This window comes from Pseudomonas sp. PSKL.D1 (genome assembly GCF_028898945.1).
Lineage (GTDB): Bacteria > Pseudomonadota > Gammaproteobacteria > Pseudomonadales > Pseudomonadaceae > Aquipseudomonas.
Genome location: NZ_CP118607.1, coordinates 4,537,372 through 4,558,817, shown reverse-complemented (window position 1 = coordinate 4,558,817; position 21,446 = coordinate 4,537,372). Strand labels below are relative to the sequence as shown.

General features: G+C 60.7%; 17 protein-coding genes. 16 read left to right on the top strand and 1 reads right to left on the bottom strand.

Annotation, left to right across the window (positions count from 1 at the left end; translation table 11 throughout):
- Window positions 1-12 precede the first annotated feature (12 nt).
- From uppS to rnhB, 11 genes are all read left to right on the top strand, one after another.
- Window positions 13-768, top strand: a complete 756-nt coding sequence (gene uppS / locus PVV54_RS20335) for a polyprenyl diphosphate synthase (protein WP_274906955.1) — start codon at window positions 13-15, stop codon at window positions 766-768.
- A complete protein-coding gene (locus PVV54_RS20330; RefSeq protein WP_274906954.1) occupies window positions 768-1,583 on the top strand; it encodes a phosphatidate cytidylyltransferase in 816 nt (271 codons plus the stop codon). The genes uppS and PVV54_RS20330 overlap by 1 nt, the downstream gene beginning before the upstream one ends.
- Window positions 1,580-2,770, top strand: coding sequence for a 1-deoxy-D-xylulose-5-phosphate reductoisomerase (gene ispC, locus PVV54_RS20325; protein ID WP_274906953.1), 1,191 nt, complete (start codon window positions 1,580-1,582; stop codon window positions 2,768-2,770). The genes PVV54_RS20330 and ispC overlap by 4 nt, the downstream gene beginning before the upstream one ends.
- Before the next feature lie 45 nt (window positions 2,771-2,815).
- On the top strand, window positions 2,816-4,168 hold the full coding sequence (rseP, locus tag PVV54_RS20320) for an RIP metalloprotease RseP (RefSeq protein ID WP_274906952.1): 1,353 nt from the start codon (window positions 2,816-2,818) through the stop codon (window positions 4,166-4,168).
- A 71-nt stretch (window positions 4,169-4,239) separates the two neighbouring features.
- Window positions 4,240-6,588: an outer membrane protein assembly factor BamA gene (gene bamA, locus PVV54_RS20315; RefSeq protein WP_274906951.1), complete on the top strand. Its 2,349-nt coding sequence runs from the start codon at window positions 4,240-4,242 to the stop codon at window positions 6,586-6,588.
- A gap of 45 nt (window positions 6,589-6,633) precedes the next feature.
- Complete coding sequence (locus PVV54_RS20310) at window positions 6,634-7,137, top strand: OmpH family outer membrane protein (RefSeq protein WP_274906950.1); 504 nt, start codon at window positions 6,634-6,636, stop codon at window positions 7,135-7,137.
- 1 nt (window position 7,138) lies between these two features.
- On the top strand, window positions 7,139-8,194 hold the full coding sequence (gene lpxD / locus PVV54_RS20305; protein WP_274906949.1) for a UDP-3-O-(3-hydroxymyristoyl)glucosamine N-acyltransferase: 1,056 nt from the start codon (window positions 7,139-7,141) through the stop codon (window positions 8,192-8,194).
- Between the two features lie 113 nt (window positions 8,195-8,307).
- Window positions 8,308-8,748, top strand: a complete 441-nt coding sequence (gene fabZ, locus PVV54_RS20300) for a 3-hydroxyacyl-ACP dehydratase FabZ (protein WP_003252314.1) — start codon at window positions 8,308-8,310, stop codon at window positions 8,746-8,748.
- Window positions 8,745-9,521, top strand: coding sequence for an acyl-ACP--UDP-N-acetylglucosamine O-acyltransferase (gene lpxA, locus PVV54_RS20295; protein WP_274906948.1), 777 nt, complete (start codon window positions 8,745-8,747; stop codon window positions 9,519-9,521). Before fabZ ends, lpxA begins: the two co-directional genes overlap by 4 nt.
- Window position 9,522: 1 nt before the next feature.
- Entirely contained in the window at window positions 9,523-10,650 is a 1,128-nt protein-coding gene (gene lpxB / locus PVV54_RS20290) for a lipid-A-disaccharide synthase (RefSeq protein WP_274906947.1), read from the top strand.
- A gap of 1 nt (window position 10,651) precedes the next feature.
- On the top strand, window positions 10,652-11,275 hold the full coding sequence (gene rnhB / locus PVV54_RS20285; protein ID WP_274906946.1) for a ribonuclease HII: 624 nt from the start codon (window positions 10,652-10,654) through the stop codon (window positions 11,273-11,275).
- Between the two features lie 8 nt (window positions 11,276-11,283).
- Here rnhB and PVV54_RS20280 read toward each other — a convergent pair whose 3' ends face one another.
- Window positions 11,284-11,763 (bottom strand): hypothetical protein, encoded by a 480-nt coding sequence (locus PVV54_RS20280; protein ID WP_274906945.1) that lies wholly within the window; start codon window positions 11,761-11,763, stop codon window positions 11,284-11,286.
- Between the two features lie 224 nt (window positions 11,764-11,987).
- On the opposite strand from PVV54_RS20280, the gene dnaE reads away from it, so the two are divergent.
- From dnaE to eno, 5 genes are all read left to right on the top strand, one after another.
- The gene (gene dnaE / locus PVV54_RS20275) at window positions 11,988-15,512 is read left to right on the top strand and encodes a DNA polymerase III subunit alpha (RefSeq protein ID WP_274906944.1); all 3,525 of its coding nucleotides are present in this window, start codon (window positions 11,988-11,990) and stop codon (window positions 15,510-15,512) included.
- Window positions 15,513-15,617: 105 nt separating this feature from the next.
- Window positions 15,618-16,565: an acetyl-CoA carboxylase carboxyltransferase subunit alpha gene (locus PVV54_RS20270; protein WP_274906943.1), complete on the top strand. Its 948-nt coding sequence runs from the start codon at window positions 15,618-15,620 to the stop codon at window positions 16,563-16,565.
- Between the two features lie 120 nt (window positions 16,566-16,685).
- Window positions 16,686-17,969 (top strand): tRNA lysidine(34) synthetase TilS, encoded by a 1,284-nt coding sequence (gene tilS, locus PVV54_RS20265; protein ID WP_274910474.1) that lies wholly within the window; start codon window positions 16,686-16,688, stop codon window positions 17,967-17,969.
- 269 nt (window positions 17,970-18,238) lie between these two features.
- Window positions 18,239-19,867: a CTP synthase gene (locus PVV54_RS20260; RefSeq protein WP_274906942.1), complete on the top strand. Its 1,629-nt coding sequence runs from the start codon at window positions 18,239-18,241 to the stop codon at window positions 19,865-19,867.
- Between the two features lie 195 nt (window positions 19,868-20,062).
- Entirely contained in the window at window positions 20,063-21,352 is a 1,290-nt protein-coding gene (gene eno, locus PVV54_RS20255; RefSeq protein WP_274906941.1) for a phosphopyruvate hydratase, read from the top strand.
- Window positions 21,353-21,446: the final 94 nt, after the last annotated feature.

Below are 21,446 nucleotides of genomic sequence, written 5' to 3'. Positions count from 1 at the left end.
CGAGGTTTTTTAATGGAAAAGACCAAGCTGGCGGCACCGGGCTCGGTGCCGCGTCACGTCGCGATCATCATGGATGGCAACAATCGCTGGGCGAAGAAGCGCCTGTTGCCCGGCGTTGCCGGGCACAAGGCGGGTGTCGATGCCGTTCGCGCGGTTATCGAAGTCTGTGCCCAGTCCGGGGTCGAGGTGCTGACCCTGTTCGCATTCTCCAGTGAGAACTGGCAGCGTCCCGCCGAAGAGGTAGGGGCATTGATGGAGCTGTTCTTTTCGGCCTTGCGTCGCGAGGCCAAGCGCCTCAACGAGAACAACATCAGCCTGCGGATTATTGGCGACCGTTCGCGTTTCCATCCTGAGCTGCAGGCTGCCATGCGTGAAGCCGAAGCGCTGACCGCCGGCAACAATCGCTTCATTCTGCAGATCGCCGCCAACTATGGTGGCCAGTGGGATATCGCTCAGGCCGCCCAGCGGCTGGCGCGCGAGGTTCAGGCTGGCCATCTGCGCCCTGACGACATCACGCCGGGCTTGTTGCAGACTTGTCTGGCCACGGGTGAGCTGCCGTTGCCTGACCTGTGCATCCGCACGGGGGGGGAGCACCGCATCAGCAATTTCCTGCTGTGGCAGCTGGCGTACGCCGAACTGTATTTCTCCGACCTGTACTGGCCGGACTTCAAACACGAGGCCATGCGCAATGCCCTGGCCGATTTCGCTTCGCGCCAGCGCCGCTTTGGTAAGACCAGCGAGCAGGTCGAGGCTGGAGCTCGTGCTTAATGCTTAAACAACGCATCATTACCGCGCTGATCCTGCTGCCGATCGCGCTGGGTGGTTTTTTCCTGCTCAACGGTGGGGATTTCGCCCTGTTCATCGGCTTCGTGGTGACCCTCGGGGCCTGGGAGTGGGCGCGTCTGGCCGGGCTGATGGCCCAGCCGCTGCGCATCGCCTATGCCGCAGTGGTTGCCGGGGCGCTGATGCTGCTCTACCTGATGCCGGATCTTGCACCTTGGGTGTTGGGCGCTTCGGTGATCTGGTGGGGGCTGGCCACCTGGCTGGTGCTGACCTACCCGCGTAGCAGCGACCTGTGGGCGAGTGCCGCCTGCCGCTTGCTGATCGGGCTGTTGATCCTGCTGCCGGCCTGGCAGGGGTTGGTGCTGCTCAAGCACTGGCCAATGGGCAACTGGCTGATCCTGGCGGTCATGGTGCTGGTGTGGGCGGCCGACATCGGCGCCTATTTCTCGGGCCGAGCATTCGGCAAGCGCAAGCTGGCGCCGCACGTCAGCCCCGGCAAGAGCTGGGAGGGCGTTTATGGCGGGCTGGCGGTCAGCCTGGTGATTACCCTGGTTGTCGGTGTTTACCGCGACTGGGGTATTGGTCAGCTGCTGCTCGGCCTGCTGGGTGCGGCTGTGGTTGTCATGTCCTCGGTAGTGGGCGACCTTACCGAAAGCATGTTCAAGCGCCGTTCCGGCATCAAGGACAGCAGTAACCTGCTGCCGGGCCATGGTGGGGTGCTGGACCGTATCGACAGCCTGACGGCAGCCATTCCGTTGTTCGCCGTACTGCTGTGGGCTGCTGAATGGGGTGTGATGTGACGTCACTTCAGCGCATTACCGTGCTGGGTGCCACCGGTTCCATCGGCCTGAGCACCCTCGACGTAATTGCCCGGCACCCTGAGCGCTATCAGGTGTTCGCATTGAGCGGCTATTCGCGCGTTGACGAATTGCTGGCCCTTTGCGTGCAGCATCGCCCTGCCTATGCCGTAGTGCCCAATGCAGAGGCTGCAGCGCGCTTGCGTGAAGGCCTGGTTGCTGCTGGCTGTGCCACTGAAGTGCTCGAAGGGGAGGCCGGGCTTTGCGAGGTCGCTGCAGCCCCTGAGGTGGATGCAGTGATGGCGGCCATCGTCGGTGCTGCAGGTTTGCGTCCAACGTTGGCCGCTGTCGAAGCGGGCAAGAAAGTGCTGCTTGCCAATAAAGAAGCGCTGGTTATGTCCGGCGCCTTGTTCATGGAGGCAGTAAAGCGCAGCGGCGCCGTGCTGCTGCCCATCGACAGTGAGCACAACGCAATTTTCCAGTGCCTGCCCGGTGACTACGCGCGAGGCCTGAGCCAGGTGGGGGTGCGTCGAATCCTGCTGACGGCATCCGGTGGCCCGTTCCGTGAAACGCCGCAGGCGGCTTTGGCCCATGTTACGCCTGAACAGGCGTGTGCCCATCCGAACTGGTCCATGGGGCGCAAGATTTCGGTCGATTCGGCCAGCATGATGAACAAGGGCCTGGAGTTGATCGAGGCCTGCTGGCTGTTCGACGCCGCGCCGGCCAAAGTTGAAGTGGTGGTGCATCCGCAAAGCGTCATCCACTCGCTCGTGGATTACGTGGACGGTTCGGTGCTTGCACAGTTGGGCAACCCCGACATGCGCACACCCATCGCCAATGCCTTGGCATGGCCGGAGCGTATCGACTCCGGTGTTGCTCCGCTGGACTTGTTTGCCATTGCCCGGCTGGATTTCCAGGCGCCTGATCCGCAGCGTTTTCCGTGCCTTCGCCTGGCGCGCCAGGCAGCGGAGGCGGGCAATAGTGCGCCTGCCGTGCTCAATGCGGCCAACGAAGTTGCGGTGGAGGCATTTCTTCAGCGGCGTATCCGCTTCCCGGAAATCGCGGGTATGATCGAACAGGTGCTCGACCAGGAACCTGTGGTCCATCTGCCGTCGCTGGACGCAGTGTTTGCCGCCGACCAGCGTGCCCGCGAGCTGTCCCGCGAGTGGTTGCGGCGTCACGGCCGCTGATACAGGCCGCCTCGGGGTTATGCTGAACGTCATTCGGAGAAAGACATGACTGCGCTCTACATGATTATCGGCACCCTGATTGCCTTGGGTGTGCTGGTCACATTCCACGAATTCGGCCACTTCTGGGTGGCGCGGCGTTGTGGTGTCAAGGTCTTGCGCTTCTCTGTGGGGTTCGGCACGCCGCTTGTGCGCTGGCACGACCGGCACGGTACCGAGTTCGTGGTGGCGGCGATCCCGTTGGGCGGCTACGTAAAGATGCTCGACGAGCGCGAGGGTGATGTACCCCCGGCGCTGGCTGACCAGTCGTTCAATCGCAAAACGGTGCGCCAGCGCATTGCCATCGTCGCCGCCGGCCCGATTGCCAACTTCCTCCTGGCCATCGTCTTCTTCTGGTTGCTGGCAATGCTGGGTACCCAGCAGGTTCGCCCGGTGGTGGGGGCTGTTGAGTCCGGTAGCCTGGCTGCTTCTGCAGGCTTGGTTGCCGGGCAGGAAATCGTCTCCGTGGACGGAAAACCGACCAATGGCTGGTCGGCGGTCAATTTGCAGCTCGTACGCCGATTGGGCGAGAGCGGTACGTTGCAAATTGGCGTGCGCGACGAAGGTGCCAGTGCCGAACGGCAATTGCAGGTCAAGCTCGATAGCTGGCTGAAAGGCGCCGATGAACCTGATCCGATTCAGTCCCTGGGTATACGCCCGTGGCGCCCGGCCCTTCAGCCGGTGCTGGCTGAAATAGATCCCAAGGGGCCAGCCGCTGCTGCCGGCCTGAAAACCGGTGACAAGCTGCTGGCGCTGGATGGGGTGGCGCTGAATGACTGGCAGCAGGTGGTCGACAGTGTGCGTGCCCGCCCTGACGCCAAGGTCATTGTGCGTATAGAGCGCGACGGCGCGGCGCTGGATGTACCTGTAACCCTGGCCCGTAAGGGTGAAGGGCAGGCGGCCGGGGGTTACCTGGGGGCGGGCGTGAAAGGTGCCGAATGGCCCGCCAACATGCTGCGTGAAGTCAGCTACGGGCCGCTGGAAGCGGTCGGTGAAGGCCTGTCGCGTACCTGGAACATGAGCGTTCTGACGCTCGAATCACTCAAGAAAATGCTGTTCGGGGAGCTCTCGGTAAAAAACTTGAGCGGACCGATAACCATTGCTAAAGTGGCGGGCGCTTCAGCCCAGTCGGGTATTGGGGATTTCCTGAATTTCCTGGCCTACCTGAGCATAAGCCTTGGAGTTCTTAATTTGCTGCCCATTCCGGTACTGGATGGGGGGCATTTGCTGTTTTACCTGGTCGAGTGGGCGCGCGGTCGCCCGCTGTCGGACCGGGTGCAGGGTTGGGGGGTCCAGATCGGTATCAGTTTGGTCGTAGGGGTGATGCTACTCGCCCTGATCAACGATCTGGGTCGACTATAAAAGCTTCGCATTGCGAACCTGCCGCCACTTTGCGGCAGGTTGTTTATTGCCAGTTGGAATAAAAGGACTTCATGAAACGTCTGATGCTAACTGCGGTCATGTCCGCATTGATGATCGCTGAAGTTCACGCCGAGTCCTTCACCATCTCCGATATTCGTGTCAACGGCCTGCAGCGGGTGTCCGCTGGCAGCGTGTTTGGCGCCTTGCCGCTGAACGTGGGTGATCAGGCCGACGACCGCCGCCTGGTGGAATCGACCCGTTCGCTGTTCAAGACCGGCTTCTTCCAGGACATTCAGCTGAACCGCGATGGCAACGTCCTGATCATCAACGTGGTCGAGCGCCCGTCGGTGTCTAGCATCGAGATCGAAGGTAACAAGGCCATCAGCACCGAAGACCTGATGAAGGGCCTGAAGCAGTCGGGCCTGGCCGAAGGCGAGATCTTCCAGCGTGCCACCCTTGAAGGCGTGCGTAACGAACTGCAGCGCCAGTACGTGGCCCAGGGCCGCTACTCGGCCGAAGTCGACGCCGAAGTGGTGCCGCAGCCGCGCAACCGCGTGGCGCTGAAGATCAAGATCAACGAAGGCACGGTTGCGGCCATCCAGCACATCAACATCGTCGGTAACACCGTGTTCGACGATGAAACGCTGGCCCAGCTGTTCGAGCTGAAGACCACCAACTGGCTGTCGTTCTTCAAGAACGACGACAAGTACGCCCGCGAAAAACTGTCCGGTGACCTGGAACGCCTGCGTTCCTACTACCTGGACCGCGGCTACATCAACATGGACATCGCGTCCACCCAGGTGTCGATCACCCCGGACAAGAAGCACGTCTACATCACCGTCAACGTCAACGAAGGCGAGAAGTACACCGTTCGCGACGTGAAGTTGTCCGGTGACCTGAAGGTGCCGGAAGACCAGGTCAAGTCGCTGCTGCTGGTGCAGCCGGGCCAGGTGTTCTCGCGCAAGGTGATGACCACCACCTCCGAGCTGATCACCCGCCGCCTGGGCAACGAAGGCTACACCTTCGCCAACGTCAACGGCGTGCCGCAACCGAACGATGAAGACCACACCGTCGACATCCTGTTCGTGGTCGACCCGGGCAAGCGTGCCTACGTCAACCGCATCAACTACCGCGGCAACACCAAGACCGAAGACGAAGTACTGCGCCGCGAAATGCGCCAGATGGAAGGTGGCTGGGCCTCGACCTACCTGATCGACCAGTCCAAGACCCGCCTGGAGCGCCTGGGCTTCTTCAAGGAAGTCAACGTCGAAACGCCGCCAGTACCGGGCACTGACGACCAGGTTGACGTCAACTACAGCGTCGAAGAACAAGCTTCGGGCTCGATCACCGCGTCGGTCGGTTTCGCCCAGAGCGCGGGCCTGATCCTGGGCGGTTCGATCAGCCAGACCAACTTCCTGGGTACCGGTAACAAGGTGTCCATTGGCCTGACCCGTTCCGAATACCAGACCCGCTACAACTTCGGCTTCGTGGACCCCTACTTCACCGCCGATGGTGTGAGCCTGGGCTACAACGCCTTCTACCGCAGCACCGACTACGACGACCTCGACGTCGACGTGGCCAGCTATGCGGTGGACAGCCTGGGTGCCGGTGTCAGCCTGGGCTACCCGATCAGCGAGACTTCGCGTCTGACCTATGGCCTGAGCGTGCAGCAGGACAAGATCAAGACCGGCCGTTACACAGTTGACGAAATCTTCGACTTCCTTGAAGAAGAGGGCGACAACTTCCTCAACTTCAAGGCGTCGATCGGCTGGTCCGAGTCCACCTTGAACAAAGGTGTGCTGGCAACGCGTGGTCACTCCCAGAGCCTGACCCTGGAAACCACCGTGCCAGGCAGTGACCTGTCGTTCTACAAGCTCGACTACCGTGGTCAGCTGTTCAAGCCAATTACCAATGACTACACCCTGCGCCTGCACACCGAGTTGGGCTATGGTGATGGTTTCGGCGGTACTTCTGGCTTGCCGTTCTATGAAAACTACTACGCGGGTGGTTTCAACTCCGTCCGTGGCTTCAAGGACAGCAGCTTGGGCCCACGCAGTACGCCGAGTAACGGTAGCAACCCAGGTACCATTGCCGACCCGGACCAGGATCCGCTGCCGTTCGGTGGCAACGTGCTGGTACAAGGCGGTGTGGAGCTGCTCTTCCCGCTGCCGTTCGTCAAGGACCAGCGTTCCCTGCGCACTTCCGTATTCTGGGACGTGGGTAACGTGTTCGATACCAATTGCGGCAGCAAGCCGGACTGCGCGAAGGTCGGGTTCTCGGACATGGCCAGCTCCGTTGGTCTGGGCGTAACCTGGATCACTGCCCTGGGCCCGTTGAGCTTCAGCCTGGCGATGCCGGTGAAGAAGCCGGACGATGCCGATACCCAGGTGTTCCAATTCTCTCTGGGCCAGACCTTCTAAAGGTCGGCCCTTGCTTAACGACAACGGTTTATCCAGGAGTGCATCGTGCGTAAGTTGACCCAACTGGCCGTAGTGGCCGCGGCGCTGGTCGCCACCCCGGCTTTCGCCGAAATGAAAGTTGCCGTCCTGAACTATCAGATGGCCCTGCTCGAGTCCGACGCGGCCAAGAAATACGCCGTTGATGCCGAGAAGAAGTTCGGCCCGCAACTGACCAAGCTCAAGACGCTGGAAAGCAGCGCCAAGGGTATCCAGGACCGTCTGATCAAAGGCGGCGACAAGATGGCCCAGCCAGAGCGTGAGCGCCTGGAGCTTGAATTCAAGCAAAAGGCCCGTGACTTCCAGTTCCAGTCCAAAGAGCTGAACGAAGCCAAAGCTGTTGCTGACCGCGACATGCTCAAGCAGCTCAAGCCAAAGCTGGACGGTGCAGTCGAGGAAGTGATCAAGAAGGGCGGGTTCGACCTGGTTCTCGAGCGTGGCGCGGTCATCGATGTCAAACCTCAGTACGACATCACCCGCCAGGTCATCGAGCGCATGAACCAAGCGCGTTGATATGACCTTAACCATGACGCTCGGCCAGCTGGCCGAGGCCCTCGGGGCCGAACTCAAAGGCCCCGAGGCGCTGCCGATCACCGGGCTGGCCACCTTGCAGGAGGCCGGGCCCGGGCAGTTGAGCTTCCTCGCCAACCCGCAATACCGCAAATACCTGGAAAACTGCCAGGCTGCTGCGGTGTTGTTGAAGGCGGCGGATGCCGAGGGCTTTGCCGGCAATGCCCTGATCGTTGCGGACCCGTACCTGGCATATGCGCGCATTTCCCACCTGTTCGACCCGAAACCCAAGGCTGTAGCGGGAATTCATCCCAGCGCCGTGGTAGCCGAGGACGCCCAGGTGGATGCAAGCGCCAGCATCGGGCCATTCGCCGTGATCGAAAGCGGTGCCCGCATCGGGGCCAATGTCAGTATCGGTGCGCACTGTGTTGTCGGTGCGCGTTGCGTGGTGGGTGAGGGTGGCTGGCTTGCACCTCGCGTCACGCTGTATCACGACGTGACCATTGGCAAGCGTGTGGTCATTCAATCCGGCGCCGTAATTGGTGGCGAGGGCTTCGGCTTTGCCAACGAGAAGGGCGTATGGCGCAAAATTGCCCAGATCGGCGGCGTCACTATCGGTGATGACGTTGAAATCGGCGTGAATACTGCTGTGGACCGGGGCGCGCTGTCCGACACGCGCATCGCTGACGGGGTCAAGCTCGACAACCAGATCCAGATTGCCCACAACGTGCAGATCGGTGAACACACGGCCATGGCCGCTTGTGTCGGCATTTCCGGCAGCACGCGTATCGGCAAGCACTGTACCATTGCGGGCGGTGTGGGCATGGTTGGCCACATCGATGTGTGCGATAACGTATTCGTTTCCGGGATGACCATGGTGACCCGTTCCATCACCGAACCGGGTGCCTATTCTTCCGGTACTGCCATGCAGCCATTGGCTGACTGGCGTAAGAGCGCCGCGCGTATTCGTCAGCTGGATGACATGTCCAAGCGTCTCCAGCAGCTGGAAAAACGTGTCGATACCGTGACCTCAGGTGGCCAGCCGGCATCAGAAGGCTGATACCATTTCCTGAGCAAGAGTGAACAGTCGCTAACTGGCACCTCTTTGGATTGCAAAAGGAGCGTGTGGTCAGCACCTGCGCTCCCTATTCTTATTACAGGCTTCCCCCCGAAATGATGGACATCAACGAGATTCGCGAATACCTGCCTCACCGTTACCCGTTCCTGCTGGTGGACCGAGTGACGGATCTGGACTTCGAGGCCCAGAGCATTCGTGCCTACAAGAATGTCAGCATCAACGAGCCGTTCTTCAATGGCCATTTCCCGGCGCACCCGATCATGCCGGGCGTCCTGATCATCGAAGCCATGGCCCAGGCGGCCGGCATCCTGGGCTTCAAGATGCTCGATGCCAAGCCGGCTGATGGCACCTTGTACTACTTCGTTGGCTCCGACAAACTGCGTTTCCGCCAACCGGTGCTGCCGGGTGATCAGCTCGTTCTGGAGGCCAAGTTCCTCAGCCGCAAGAGCATGATCTGGAAATTCGAGTGCCGTGCGCTGGTCGATGGCAAGCCGGTCTGCTCGGCCGAAATCACTTGCGCGGAACGCTCCCTATGAGTTCGATTGATCCACGTGCGATCATCGACCCTTCGGCCAAGCTGGCCGAGGGTGTCGAGGTCGGCCCGTGGTCGATCATCGGCCCGGATGTGGAGATTGGCGAAGGTACTGTCATCGGCCCGCATGTGGTGCTTAAAGGGCCGACCCGTATCGGCAAGCACAACCGTATTTACCAGTTTTCCTCGATTGGTGAAGACACCCCTGACCTCAAGTACAAGGGCGAGCCTACGCGCCTGGTCATTGGTGACCACAACGTGATTCGCGAAGGTGTGACCATCCATCGCGGTACCGTTCAGGACCGCTCGGAAACCACCTTGGGCGATCACAACCTGATCATGGCGTACGCCCACATCGGGCATGACAGTGTCATTGGCAACCATTGCATTCTGGTCAATAACACGGCGCTGGCGGGCCATGTGCACGTAGGTGACTGGGCAATCCTGTCCGGCTTTACCCTGGTTCACCAGTACTGCCATATCGGCGCCCACGCGTTTTCCGGCATGGGCACGGCAATTGGCAAAGACGTACCGGCGTTCGTCACGGTGTTCGGCAGCCCGGCCGAAGCCCGCAGCATGAACTTCGAAGGCATGCGCCGTCGTGGGTTCAGCGACGAGGCCATCCATGCCCTGCGCCGTTCCTACAAGATCGTTTATCGTCAGGGGCTGACCACTGAGGAAGCGATCAAGGAACTGGATGAGCTGGCAGGCCAGTATCCGGAGGTCGAGCTGTTCCGTCAGTCGATCCTGAACTCCGCCCGCGGCATCACCCGCTGACATGGCCCAGCTTTGCGTAGCCCTGGTCGCGGGTGAGGCCAGCGGCGATATTCTCGGTTCCGGCCTGATGCGCGCCTTGAAGGCGCGCCATCCCGATGTGCGGTTCATCGGTGTCGGCGGGCCGTTGATGGAGGCTGAAGGCCTGCAATCGTACTTCCCCATGGAGCGCCTGGCGGTCATGGGGTTGGTCGAGGTGCTGGGGCGCCTGCGTGAGCTCTTGAAGCGGCGCAAGCTGCTGATCGAGACGCTGATCGCCGAGAAGCCTGATGTGTTCATCGGCATTGACGCCCCTGACTTCACCTTGAATATCGAATTGAAGCTGCGTCAGGTCGGCATCAAGACCGTTCACTACGTCAGCCCGTCGGTTTGGGCCTGGCGGCAGAAGCGGGTGCTGAAAATTCGCGAAGGCTGCGACCTGATGCTTACCCTGTTGCCCTTCGAGGCGCGCTTCTATGAAGAGCAGGGTGTTCCCGTTCGTTTTGTTGGCCACCCGCTTGCAGACACGATTCCGTTGAATGCCGATCGTCAGGCTGCACGCAGTGAGCTTGGCTTGGTTGAAGGGCCCATCGTGGCATTGATGCCCGGTAGCCGTGGCGGCGAAGTTGGGCGCCTTGGTGCCTTGTTCCTTGATGCTGCCCAGCGTTTGTGCGAGCAGGTGCCGGGCGTGCGCTTCGTGTTGCCTTGTGCCAACCCTGCGCGTCGTGCCCAGATCGAGCAAATGCTCCAGGGCCGTGACTTACCCTTGACCTTGCTGGATGGCCAGTCGCATCAGGCACTGGCAGCGTGTAACGCAGTGTTGATCGCGTCAGGTACCGCTACGCTGGAGGCGCTGTTGTACAAGCGGCCGATGGTCGTGGCTTACCGTCTTGCGCCGTTGACCTACTGGATTCTCAAGCGCCTGGTAAAGAGCCCTTACGTGTCGCTGCCAAACCTGCTGGCTCAGCGCGAGTTGGTGCCTGAGTTGCTGCAGGATGCCGCTACCAGTGAGGCCCTGGCGCAAAAGATGGTACCGCTGATCGCCGATGGCAGCCAACAGACCGAAAGCTTCGACCAGATTCACCGCAGCCTGCGTCGCGATGCCTCCAACCAGGCGGCCGACGCGGTGCTGGCCTTGCTCAAGGACCGTTGACATGCAAATTGGACTCGACTTCAACCTGGTCGAAGACCTCGTTGCCGGAGTTGACGAAGTGGGCCGTGGGCCGCTGTGTGGTGCTGTGGTGACGGCGGCGGTCATTCTGGACCCAGCCCGACCAATTCTGGGCCTGAACGACTCGAAAAAGCTCACCGAGGCCAAGCGCGAGGCGCTGTTCGAGGAGATTTGCGAAAAAGCCCTCAGCTTTTGCATTGCCCGCGCCGAAGTGGAGGAAATCGACCGCCTGAACATCCTGCACGCCACCATGCTGGCCATGCAGCGGGCAGTGGAAGGGTTGCACGTAACGCCCAAGCTTGCATTGATCGATGGCAACCGCTGCCCCAAGCTGGCTGTGCCTGCTGCGCCGGTGGTCAAGGGCGATAGCAAGGTGCCCGCTATTGCGGCGGCTTCAATTCTCGCCAAAGTGACCCGTGACCGGGAGATGAGTGCGTTTGAACTGATCTACCCGGGTTACGGAATAGGCGGGCACAAAGGCTACCCCACGGCCGCGCACCTTGAAGCCTTGGCGCGTCTGGGGCCAACCCCGATTCATCGGCGTTCATTCGCACCGGTGCGAGCCGCTTTGGAGGCGCGTGCAAACCTTGTGTCTACCCTGCTATAGAAAGCGGCTCAGCGGTGTCGTACGGGTTCGGCGACGAACTGGAACCAGAGAATTGGCCTGCCAGCCTGGTCTTTTAGCTGTACTTTTCCAGTGCTTTGGGCAACTTCGTATTGGCGAACCATTTTCAACAAGTCAAAAGCGTTTTCCTGAGTGTTATTGTCGATTGAGTTACTGCATGTGAACGTGCGGTAGAACGTCAGGTTGGAAAAGCTGATTTGCCTTGACGGAGCTGTGATGCTGGCATCACCGTCAATCTTCCAGCAATCCTTGTTATCGCGAGCCTGTAATGTGTAGGTGCCGCCTGTATCGACAATGGTGAATGTCAATGGGGCTTCAGTCGACGGTAAGCTGGGTTGGCCGCCTGTGTAGGGGTGGGTAATCAGGGCCATCGGTTTGTTAACCAATTGTTCGTCTTCAATTTGATTGGTATTGATCGAAGAGCAGGCAGATACGAAGGTTATACCCAGTGCGAGCGCGAGTTTGTACATGAGTAGTTCCTTGCTTGTTGGTTAAGCTGGGGCATTCAACATAAGAAACTCTGGTAATTGGCGATACTGGCAAAAATGTCAGGTAAACGACGCCTTGCCGCTCGCTAGCGCTATTGTCAGATTCTGTTTCACCGTGCCCTCCAGCCACGCAGTCATCATCAAATGGCTTGCCGTTTTAAGCTACAATCCCGCCCTTGTCGTTCAGCACTGCTACAGGATCCTCCATGTCGGTACCCTTCGTTCACCTGCGCGTCCACTCCGAATTCTCGCTGGTAGACGGCCTGGTGCGGATCAAGCCGCTGGCCAAGGCGCTGGCGGGTATGAACATGCCCGCGGTGGCGATCACCGACCAGAGCAACATGTGCTCGCTGGTGAAGTTCTACAAGACCGCGATGGGTGCCGGTATCAAGCCGATCTGCGGTGCCGACCTTTGGTTGGCGGCGGCCGACCCCGAGGCGCCGCTTTCGCGCATCTGCTTCCTGGCCATGGACCCCAAGGGCTACCGCAACCTCACCGAGTTGATCTCGCGTGGCTGGACGGATGGCCAGCGCAACGGCCTGGTCATCCTCCAGCGTGAATGGATTGCCCCGGCCAGCGAGGGGCTGATAGCCCTTTCCGCAGGCAAGGAAGGCGATATCGGCATGGCGCTCATGGCCGGTAAAAGCGCTGAGGCAGAGGCACTGCTGCAAGACTGGATGGGCATGTTCCCGGACCGTTTCTACGTCGAACTGCAGCGCACCAACCGTGCCGGTGACGAAGAATACGTGCACGCCGCCGTAGCCTTGGCTGACAAGCTGGGTGCACCGCTGGTTGCCACCAACGATGTACGCTTCGTCAAACAGTCCGACTTCGACGCCCACGAAACCCGCGTCTGCATTGGTGAGGGCTGGACCCTCGACGACCCGCGTCGCCCGCGTGGCTACAGCGACCAGCAGTACCTGAAATCGGCCGATGAAATGGCGGAACTGTTCAGCGACCTGCCCGACGCCATCGCCAACACCGTCGAGATTGCCAAGCGCTGCAACATTCAGGTGCAGTTGGGCAAATACTTCCTGCCCGACTTCCCAACGCCCAATGGCATGGGGATCGACGACTACCTGCGCCATGTTTCCCACGAAGGCCTGGAAGAGCGCCTGGCCGTCCTGTGGCCCAAGGACACCACGCCCAATTACGAAGAAAAACGTCAGGTTTACCTGGACCGCCTGAAGTTCGAACTGGACATCATCATCCAGATGGGCTTCCCGGGTTACTTCCTGATCGTAATGGACTTCATCAAGTGGGCGAAGAACAACGATGTGCCGGTAGGCCCCGGCCGAGGCTCGGGTGCTGGTTCGCTGGTCGCCTACGTGCTGAAAATTACCGACCTCGACCCGCTTGCGTATGACTTGCTGTTCGAGCGTTTCCTCAACCCTGAACGTATTTCCATGCCCGACTTCGACGTCGACTTCTGCATGGACGGCCGTGACCGGGTAATTGATTACGTTGCTGAAGCTTACGGCCGGAATGCGGTAAGCCAGATCATCACCTTCGGTACCATGGCCGCCAAGGCGGTGGTGCGCGACGTGGCGCGTGTGCAGGGCAAGTCCTATGGCCTGGCCGACCGCTTGTCGAAGATGATCCCGTTTGAAGTGGGCATGACCCTGGAGAAGGCCTACGAGCAGGAAGAAATCCTGCGCGACTTCCTCAAGGGCGACGAAGATGCCCGCGAGATCTGGGACATGGCCCTGAAGCTTGAAGGCGTTACGCGCGGTACCGGTAAGCACGCCGGTGGCGTGGTAATTGCGCCGACCAAGCTGACGGACTTTTCGCCCATCGCCTGCGATGAAGAGGGCGGCGGCCTGGTTACCCAGTTCGACAAGGACGATGTCGAAGCAGCCGGCCTCGTCAAGTTCGACTTCCTGGGCCTGCGAACGCTGACCATCATCAAGTGGGCGATGGAAATCATCAACCGCGAGCAGGCCAAGCAGAACCTGCCCGACGTCAACATCGACTTCATCCCGCTGGATGACCGCAAGACTTACGAGCTGTTGCAAAAGGCCGAAACCACGGCGGTGTTCCAGCTTGAATCGCGCGGCATGAAAGAGCTGATCAAAAAGCTCAAGCCCGACTGCCTGGAAGACCTCATCGCACTGGTGGCACTGTTCCGCCCGGGCCCGCTGCAGTCGGGCATGGTGGACGACTTCATCAACCGCAAGCACGGCCGCGCCGAGCTGGCCTACCCGCACTCGGACTACCAGTACGAAGGGCTCAAGCCGGTACTGGCGCCCACCTACGGCATCATCCTGTATCAGGAACAGGTGATGCAGATTGCACAGGTGATGGCAGGCTATACCCTCGGCGGTGCCGACATGCTTCGTCGAGCCATGGGTAAGAAAAAGCCCGAGGAGATGGCCAAGCAGCGTGGCGGTTTCATCGAAGGTTGCGTCGCCAACAATATCGATGCGGATCTGGCCGGTAACATCTTCGACCTGGTAGAAAAGTTCGCAGGTTACGGCTTCAACAAATCCCACTCGGCCGCGTATGGCCTGGTGTCGTACCAGACCGCCTGGCTGAAGACGCACTACCCCGCGCCGTTCATGGCAGCGGTGCTGTCGGCGGATATGCACAACACCGACAAGGTGGTGGTGCTGGTCGAGGAAGTGCGCAGCATGAAGCTGCGCCTGGATGCGCCGGACGTGAACTTCTCCGACTTCAAGTTCACCGTGAACAACGACGGCCGCATCGTGTATGGGCTGGGCGCGATCAAGGGGGTCGGTGAGGGGCCGGTGGAGGCCATCGTTGAAGCGCGTGCCCAGGGCGGCCCGTTCAAGGACTTGTTCGACTTCTGTGAGCGTATCGACCTCAAACGGGTCAACAAACGTACCCTGGACGCGCTGATCCGCAGTGGTGCACTGGACCGCCTCGGGCCGCACTTCCATGACGAACTCAAGGCCTACCACGCCAACATCGACCTCAACCGGGCTACGTTGATTTCCGCCCTTGGCGAGGCAATCAAGGCAGCCGAGCAGGCCGCCCATACCGCTGACAGCGGTCACGTCGACCTGTTTGGCGGTATGTTCGATGAGGCTGACGTTGATGTTTATGCCAACCACCGCAAGGTGCGCGAGCTGACCCTCAAAGAACGCCTCAAGGGTGAAAAAGACACCTTGGGTCTGTACCTGACCGGCCACCCGATCGACGAGTACGAAACCGAAATCCGCCGTTTCGCCCGCCAGCGCATCGTCGACCTCAAGCCGGCCCGTGATACCCAGACTATCGCCGGCATGATCATTGCCCTGCGGGTAATGAAGAACAAGAAGGGCGACAAGATGGGCTTCGTCACCCTCGACGACCGCTCCGGGCGCATTGAGGCTTCACTGTTCGCCGATGCCTTCATGGCGGCACAGTCATTGCTTCAGACCGATGCGATGGTGGTGGTGGAAGGGGAGGTCAGTAACGACGACTTCTCGGGTGGCCTGCGCCTGCGGGTCAAAACGGTGATGACCATGGAGGACGCGCGCACCAAGCTGGCCGAGAGCCTGCGCCTGAAAGTGGCGCACGAAGCGCTCAAGGGCGACCGCCTGAAGTGGCTGGGCGAGTTGATTACCCGTCACCGTGGTGCTTGCCCGATCACGCTGGAGTACACCGGCAGCGACGCCAAGGCCATGCTGCAGTTTGGCGAGCAGTGGTGTATCGACCCGGCAGATGGCTTGATTCAGGCGCTGCGTGACCAGTTCGGGCGTGAGAACGTCTTCCTGCAATATCGTTGAACCGACGAAATTTAATCTCGACCTGAATGCGCCTGATCCCTTAAGGTAGGGCGCCAAACGGATCAACCGGCCGGCCGCCTGGCCGTAGACCCAAGACGGATGACTATGAACCCGAATTTTCTCGATTTCGAACAGCCGATTGCCGACCTGCAAGCCAAGATCGAAGGGCTGCGCCTGGTGGGCAACGACAACTCGCTGAACATCAGCGATGAAATTGCCCGTCTGCAAGACAAGAGCAATACCCTGACCGAAAGCATCTTCGGCAACCTGACCAGCTGGCAGATCGCTCGCCTGGCGCGTCATCCACGTCGTCCTTACACCCTGGACTACCTGGAGCACATCTTCACCGAGTTCGAAGAGCTGCATGGCGACCGCCACTTCTCCGACGACGCTGCCATCGTTGGTGGTACCGCGCGCCTGGATGGCAAGCCGGTCATGGTCATTGGCCACCAGAAGGGCCGTGAAGTGCGCGAAAAGGTACGCCGCAACTTCGGCATGCCGCGCCCGGAAGGCTACCGCAAGGCGTGCCGCCTGATGGAAATGGCCGAACGCTTCAAGATGCCGATCCTGACCTTCATCGACACCCCGGGCGCCTACCCGGGCATTGACGCCGAAGAGCGCAACCAGAGCGAGGCCATCGCCTGGAACCTGCGCGTGATGGCGCGTCTGAAAACCCCGATCATCGCTACCGTGATTGGTGAGGGTGGTTCCGGTGGTGCACTGGCCATTGGCGTGTGCGACCAGTTGAACATGCTGCAGTACTCCACCTACTCGGTGATCTCGCCCGAGGGTTGTGCTTCGATCCTGTGGAAAACCGCCGACCGTGCGGCTGATGCAGCCGAGGCCATGGGCGTTACCGCTGAACGCCTGAAGAGCCTGAACATTGTCGACAAGGTCATCGAGGAGCCGCTGGGCGGCGCCCACCGTGACCCGGCGAAGATGTCGGAAAGCATCCGTGCTGACCTGATCCAGCAATTGGACATGCTTGGCAAGCTCGATCACGACGCGCTGCTGGCTCGTCGTTATGACCGCCTGATGAGCTACGGCCTCTGACAGAACGTTGGGGCCGCGTTGCGGCCCATCGCGGAAGAATCCGCTCCTACAGATTGCACCTTGTAGGAGCGGATTTATCCGCGACGGGCCGTGAAACGGCCCCGGCGATCTCAAGCCATGATGATTAATCTCACCCCTTGGCTAAACGCCCCCACCTGGTACATCGCCTTCTCCGGCGGCCTCGACTCCACCGTCCTCCTGCACCAGCTGGCCGAATACGCCTCTGGCCACGCCACACCACCACTGCGCGCCATCCACATCCACCACGGCCTGCAATCTGCCGCCGACGCCTGGCCCGCTCACTGCCAGTCCATCTGCGACCAGCTCGGCATCGAGCTGCAGATCGTCCGCGTTCAGGTAACCCCCGGTGCCAGCCTCGAACAGGCTGCCCGAGATGCACGCTACCGAGCCTTCGAGCAGACCCTTGGCCCTGGCGATATCCTCTTCACCGCCCAGCACCGTGACGATCAGGCCGAAACGCTGTTGTTCCGCCTGCTGCGCGGCGCCGGCTTGCGCGGGTTGGCTGCCATGCCCGTGCGGCGACCTCTGGGGCAGGGGGGGCTGGTTCGACCATTGCTGGAAACGTCACGCCAACAGCTGAATGATTATGCCTTGGCCCACGGCCTGGTATGGATCGAGGACCCGTCGAACACTGATACGGCTTTCGACCGCAATTACCTGCGTGCTGACGTGTTCCCTCATCTACATCAACGCTGGCCGCAGGCCAGCCAGAACATGGCGCGCTGCGCGCAACACCTGGACGAAGCGCTCGGCCTGCTCGACGAACTGGCACAAGGCGACCTGATGAGGGCAGGGCAGGGCGATGCGTTCCCATGGCTTTGCCTCGCTTCACTCGACATTGCAGAAATCGCAGCGTTATCACCCGCACGCCAGCGTAATGCGCTGCAGTACTGGCTCAGCGGTCGAACCCGCTTGCCCGACAGCCGGCATTGGGCCGGTTGGGTGGGGCTACGTGATGCCGCGGCGGATGCGCAGCCGGTCTGGCGCCTGGCCGATGGCCAACTGGTGCGTAGCCAAGGGCGCATCTGGTGGTTGAGTGGCGATTGGCTGGATACGCCTTCAGCCGGGCTCGGGTGGGATACCTTTGAACACCCTCTGGGCCTGCCGGGTAACGGCAGCGTCAGGCTGCAGGCGAGTGCGCCAATGGGGGATCTGCGCATCGCCTATCGCCAGGGCGGCGAGGTACTGGACATCCCCGGCCGGGGCCGTCGGGATCTCAAACGCCTGCTGAACGAACTGCACGTGCCTCATTTCGTACGCGCGCGCCTGCCGCTGCTGTACAGTGGCAAGCACTTGCTGGCAGTGGCGAACCTGCCCGAGCTCGCGCAGGCGGATTGCCAGCTTCACTGGCAGCCTCCGACGAACGCGCAAGGTTTGAGATGAAGGTGACATTCGGGTAGACTACCCTCCCTTCTTGATACAGCTTCTGTGGGTTCCGCGAAAACACAGAAGTTGCCGATTACCAAGCAGTTTTTTGCTGGGCTGATTCTGGAAATGACGAGCGAGCTCCATGCCGGGTGTAACCCCGGTCTGTACAGACGCGGCAGTTTTTCGAGATGCACTGTGATTGACGCAGGTGATCGGGGGCTTCGGCCTTCCTTCGCTTTCTCCGGCGGCGCTGGCCGCCTTAACGCAGACTTCTAGGGTTTTTCATGACGCGCTACATATTCGTCACGGGCGGTGTTGTTTCTTCATTGGGGAAAGGCATTGCCTCGGCTTCCCTGGCGGCCATCCTGGAAGCGCGGGGCCTGAAGGTCACCATGCTCAAGCTGGATCCGTACATCAACGTCGATCCTGGCACCATGAGCCCGTTCCAGCACGGTGAGGTTTTCGTCACCCACGATGGCGCCGAAACCGACCTCGACCTGGGTCACTACGAGCGGTTCATCCGCACCACCATGACCCAGAACAACAACTTCACCACTGGCCGTATCTACGAGCACGTGCTGCGTAAAGAGCGCCGTGGTGATTACCTGGGTGCGACCATCCAGGTCATCCCGCACATCACCGACGAAATCAAGCGTCGCATCATCAAGGGCGCCGGCGATGCCGACGTGGCCCTGGTGGAAATCGGCGGTACCGTGGGCGACATCGAGTCGCAGCCGTTCCTGGAGGCCATCCGCCAGCTGCGCGTCGAAGTGGGCTCCAAGCGCGCCATGCTGATGCACCTGACGCTGGTTCCGTACATCGCCACCGCTGGCGAAACCAAGACCAAGCCGACCCAGCACTCGGTCAAGGAACTGCGCTCCATCGGCCTGCAGCCTGACGTGCTGATCTGCCGCTCCGACCACCCGGTCGATGCGTCCTCGCGTCGCAAGATCGCGCTGTTCACCAACGTTGAAGAGCGTGCGGTCATCTCGCTGGAAGACGTCGACACCATCTACAAGATCCCGGGCGTGCTGCACGCGCAGGGCCTGGACGATTTCGTCGTTGAGCGTTTCGGCCTGCAGTGCAACAGCGCCGACCTGTCCGAGTGGGACAAGGTCGTCGATGCCAAACTGAACCCCGAGAAAGAAGTCACCATCGCCATGGTCGGCAAGTACATGGAGCTGCTGGACGCTTACAAGTCGCTGATCGAAGCGATGAGCCACGCCGGCATCACCAACCGTACCAAGGTCAACCTGCGCTACATCGACTCCGAAGACATCGAGAACCAGGGCACCAGCCTGCTGGAAGGCGCCGATGCCATCCTGGTACCAGGCGGTTTCGGCCTGCGCGGCGTTGAAGGCAAGATCACTGCGGTGCAATACGCCCGTGAAAACAAGGTGCCATACCTGGGTATCTGCCTGGGCATGCAGGTGGCCGTGATCGAGTTCGCCCGTAACGTAGTGGGCTGGAAAGACGCCAACTCCACCGAGTTCGACCGCAACAGCGGCCACCCGGTCGTAGGTTTGATCACCGAGTGGGCCGATGCCACCGGTGCGGTCGAAACCCGTACCGAAGCCTCCGACCTGGGCGGCACCATGCGCCTGGGCGCCCAGGACTGCCAGCTGGCGGCCGGTTCCAAGGTTCACGACTGCTACGGCAAGGACGTGATCACCGAGCGTCACCGCCACCGTTACGAAGTCAACAACAACCTGCTGCCTCAGCTGGTTGATGCAGGCCTGGTGGTTTCCGGCCGCTCCGAAGACGGCGCGCTGGTTGAAGTGGTCGAGTCCAAGGACCACCCATGGTTCGTGGCCTGCCAGTTCCACCCGGAGTTCACCTCCACCCCGCGTGACGGTCACCCGCTGTTCAGCGGCTTCGTCAAGGCGGCGCTGGCCCAGAAGGCCAAGGCCTGAATCGGCCTTTGATGAGTTTTCCGACGGTAGAAGCCGCGCAAAGCTCATTTCTCGGGTAAAGTACCGCCCGTTCTGCCCCTGACCTGCCGGTCAGGGGCTGCTTTCACCAGGCCTGCCTGCTGCATCTTCGTCTGGTGATCGGCAAGAATTTCCTAAAGCTGCGTTGTTTTCGTCAATTCTGGAGTGCTTACAACAATGGCAAAAATCGTCGACATCAAAGGTCGTGAAGTTCTCGATTCGCGTGGCAACCCCACCGTGGAAGCCGATGTACTGCTCGACAACGGCATCATCGGCAGCGCTTGCGCGCCGTCCGGTGCTTCCACCGGCTCGCGCGAAGCGCTGGAGCTGCGTGATGGCGACAAGAGCCGTTACCTGGGCAAGGGCGTGCTGAAGGCTGTCGCCAACATCAACGGCCCGATCCGTGACCTGCTGCTGGGCAAGGATCCTTCTGACCAGAAGGCTCTGGACCACGCCATGATCGAACTGGACGGTACCGAGAACAAGGCCAAGCTGGGCGCCAACGCCATCCTGGCTGTTTCCCTGGCTGCTGCCAAAGCCGCTGCCCAGGACCAGGACCTGCCACTGTACGCGCACATCGCCAACCTGAACGGCACTCCGGGCCAGTACTCGATGCCGGTCCCGATGATGAACATCATCAACGGCGGCGAGCACGCCGACAACAACGTCGACATCCAGGAGTTCATGGTTCAGCCGGTTGGCGCCAAGACCTTCTCGGACGGCCTGCGCATGGGCACCGAAATCTTCCACCACCTCAAAGCCGTGCTCAAGGCCCGTGGCCTGAACACTGCCGTGGGTGACGAAGGTGGTTTCGCGCCTAACCTGGCTTCCAACGAAGACGCGCTGGCCGCCATCGCCGAAGCCGTTGAAAAGGCCGGCTACAAGCTGGGCACCGACGTGACCCTGGCCCTGGACTGCGCAGCTTCCGAGTTCTACGAAGACGGTAAGTACAACCTGTCTGGCGAAGGCAAGTCGTTCGACGCCGAAGGCTTTGCCGAGTACCTGAAGGGCCTGACCGAGCGTTTCCCGATCATCTCGATCGAAGACGGCCTGGACGAGTCCGACTGGGCTGGCTGGAAAATCCTGACCGACAAGATCGGCGCCAAGGTGCAACTGGTGGGTGACGACCTGTTCGTGACCAACACCAAGATCCTGAAAGAAGGCATCGAGAAGGGCATCGGTAACTCGATCCTGATCAAGTTCAACCAGATCGGCTCGCTGACCGAAACTCTGGAAGCTATCCAGATGGCCAAGGCTGCCGGCTACACCGCAGTCATCTCGCACCGCTCCGGTGAAACCGAAGACTCGACCATCGCCGACCTGGCTGTAGGTACCGCTGCTGGCCAGATCAAAACCGGCTCGCTGTGCCGTTCCGACCGCGTTTCGAAGTACAACCAACTGCTGCGCATCGAAGAGCAACTGGGCGCCAAAGCGGTTTACCGTGGTCGTGCCGAGTTTCGCGGCTAAGCAAGAGATGGTAAAAAGACAGCAGCCGAGGTCGTCGGAACTTTCCTACTGAGAGTTGCGACACTTCAAACGGGTTTCTGTCGACGAAGCCTGG

Bases quoted from the DNA above. Each gene is read 5' to 3' on its own strand.
- tilS (WP_274910474.1), top strand. From the start codon at position 16,686: ATGATTAATCTCACCCCTTGGCTAAACGCCCCCACCTGGTACATCGCC.
- bamA (WP_274906951.1), top strand. From the start codon at position 4,240: ATGAAACGTCTGATGCTAACTGCGGTCATGTCCGCATTGATGATCGCT.
- fabZ (WP_003252314.1), top strand. From the start codon at position 8,308: ATGATGGACATCAACGAGATTCGCGAATACCTGCCTCACCGTTACCCG.
- PVV54_RS20280 (WP_274906945.1), bottom strand. From the start codon at position 11,763: ATGTACAAACTCGCGCTCGCACTGGGTATAACCTTCGTATCTGCCTGC.
- rseP (WP_274906952.1), top strand. From the start codon at position 2,816: ATGACTGCGCTCTACATGATTATCGGCACCCTGATTGCCTTGGGTGTG.
- lpxB (WP_274906947.1), top strand. From the start codon at position 9,523: ATGGCCCAGCTTTGCGTAGCCCTGGTCGCGGGTGAGGCCAGCGGCGAT.
- PVV54_RS20270 (WP_274906943.1), top strand. From the start codon at position 15,618: ATGAACCCGAATTTTCTCGATTTCGAACAGCCGATTGCCGACCTGCAA.
- lpxA (WP_274906948.1), top strand. From the start codon at position 8,745: ATGAGTTCGATTGATCCACGTGCGATCATCGACCCTTCGGCCAAGCTG.
- PVV54_RS20260 (WP_274906942.1), top strand. From the start codon at position 18,239: ATGACGCGCTACATATTCGTCACGGGCGGTGTTGTTTCTTCATTGGGG.
- eno (WP_274906941.1), top strand. From the start codon at position 20,063: ATGGCAAAAATCGTCGACATCAAAGGTCGTGAAGTTCTCGATTCGCGT.
- lpxD (WP_274906949.1), top strand. From the start codon at position 7,139: ATGACCTTAACCATGACGCTCGGCCAGCTGGCCGAGGCCCTCGGGGCC.
- uppS (WP_274906955.1), top strand. From the start codon at position 13: ATGGAAAAGACCAAGCTGGCGGCACCGGGCTCGGTGCCGCGTCACGTC.
- rnhB (WP_274906946.1), top strand. From the start codon at position 10,652: ATGCAAATTGGACTCGACTTCAACCTGGTCGAAGACCTCGTTGCCGGA.
- PVV54_RS20330 (WP_274906954.1), top strand. From the start codon at position 768: ATGCTTAAACAACGCATCATTACCGCGCTGATCCTGCTGCCGATCGCG.
- dnaE (WP_274906944.1), top strand. From the start codon at position 11,988: ATGTCGGTACCCTTCGTTCACCTGCGCGTCCACTCCGAATTCTCGCTG.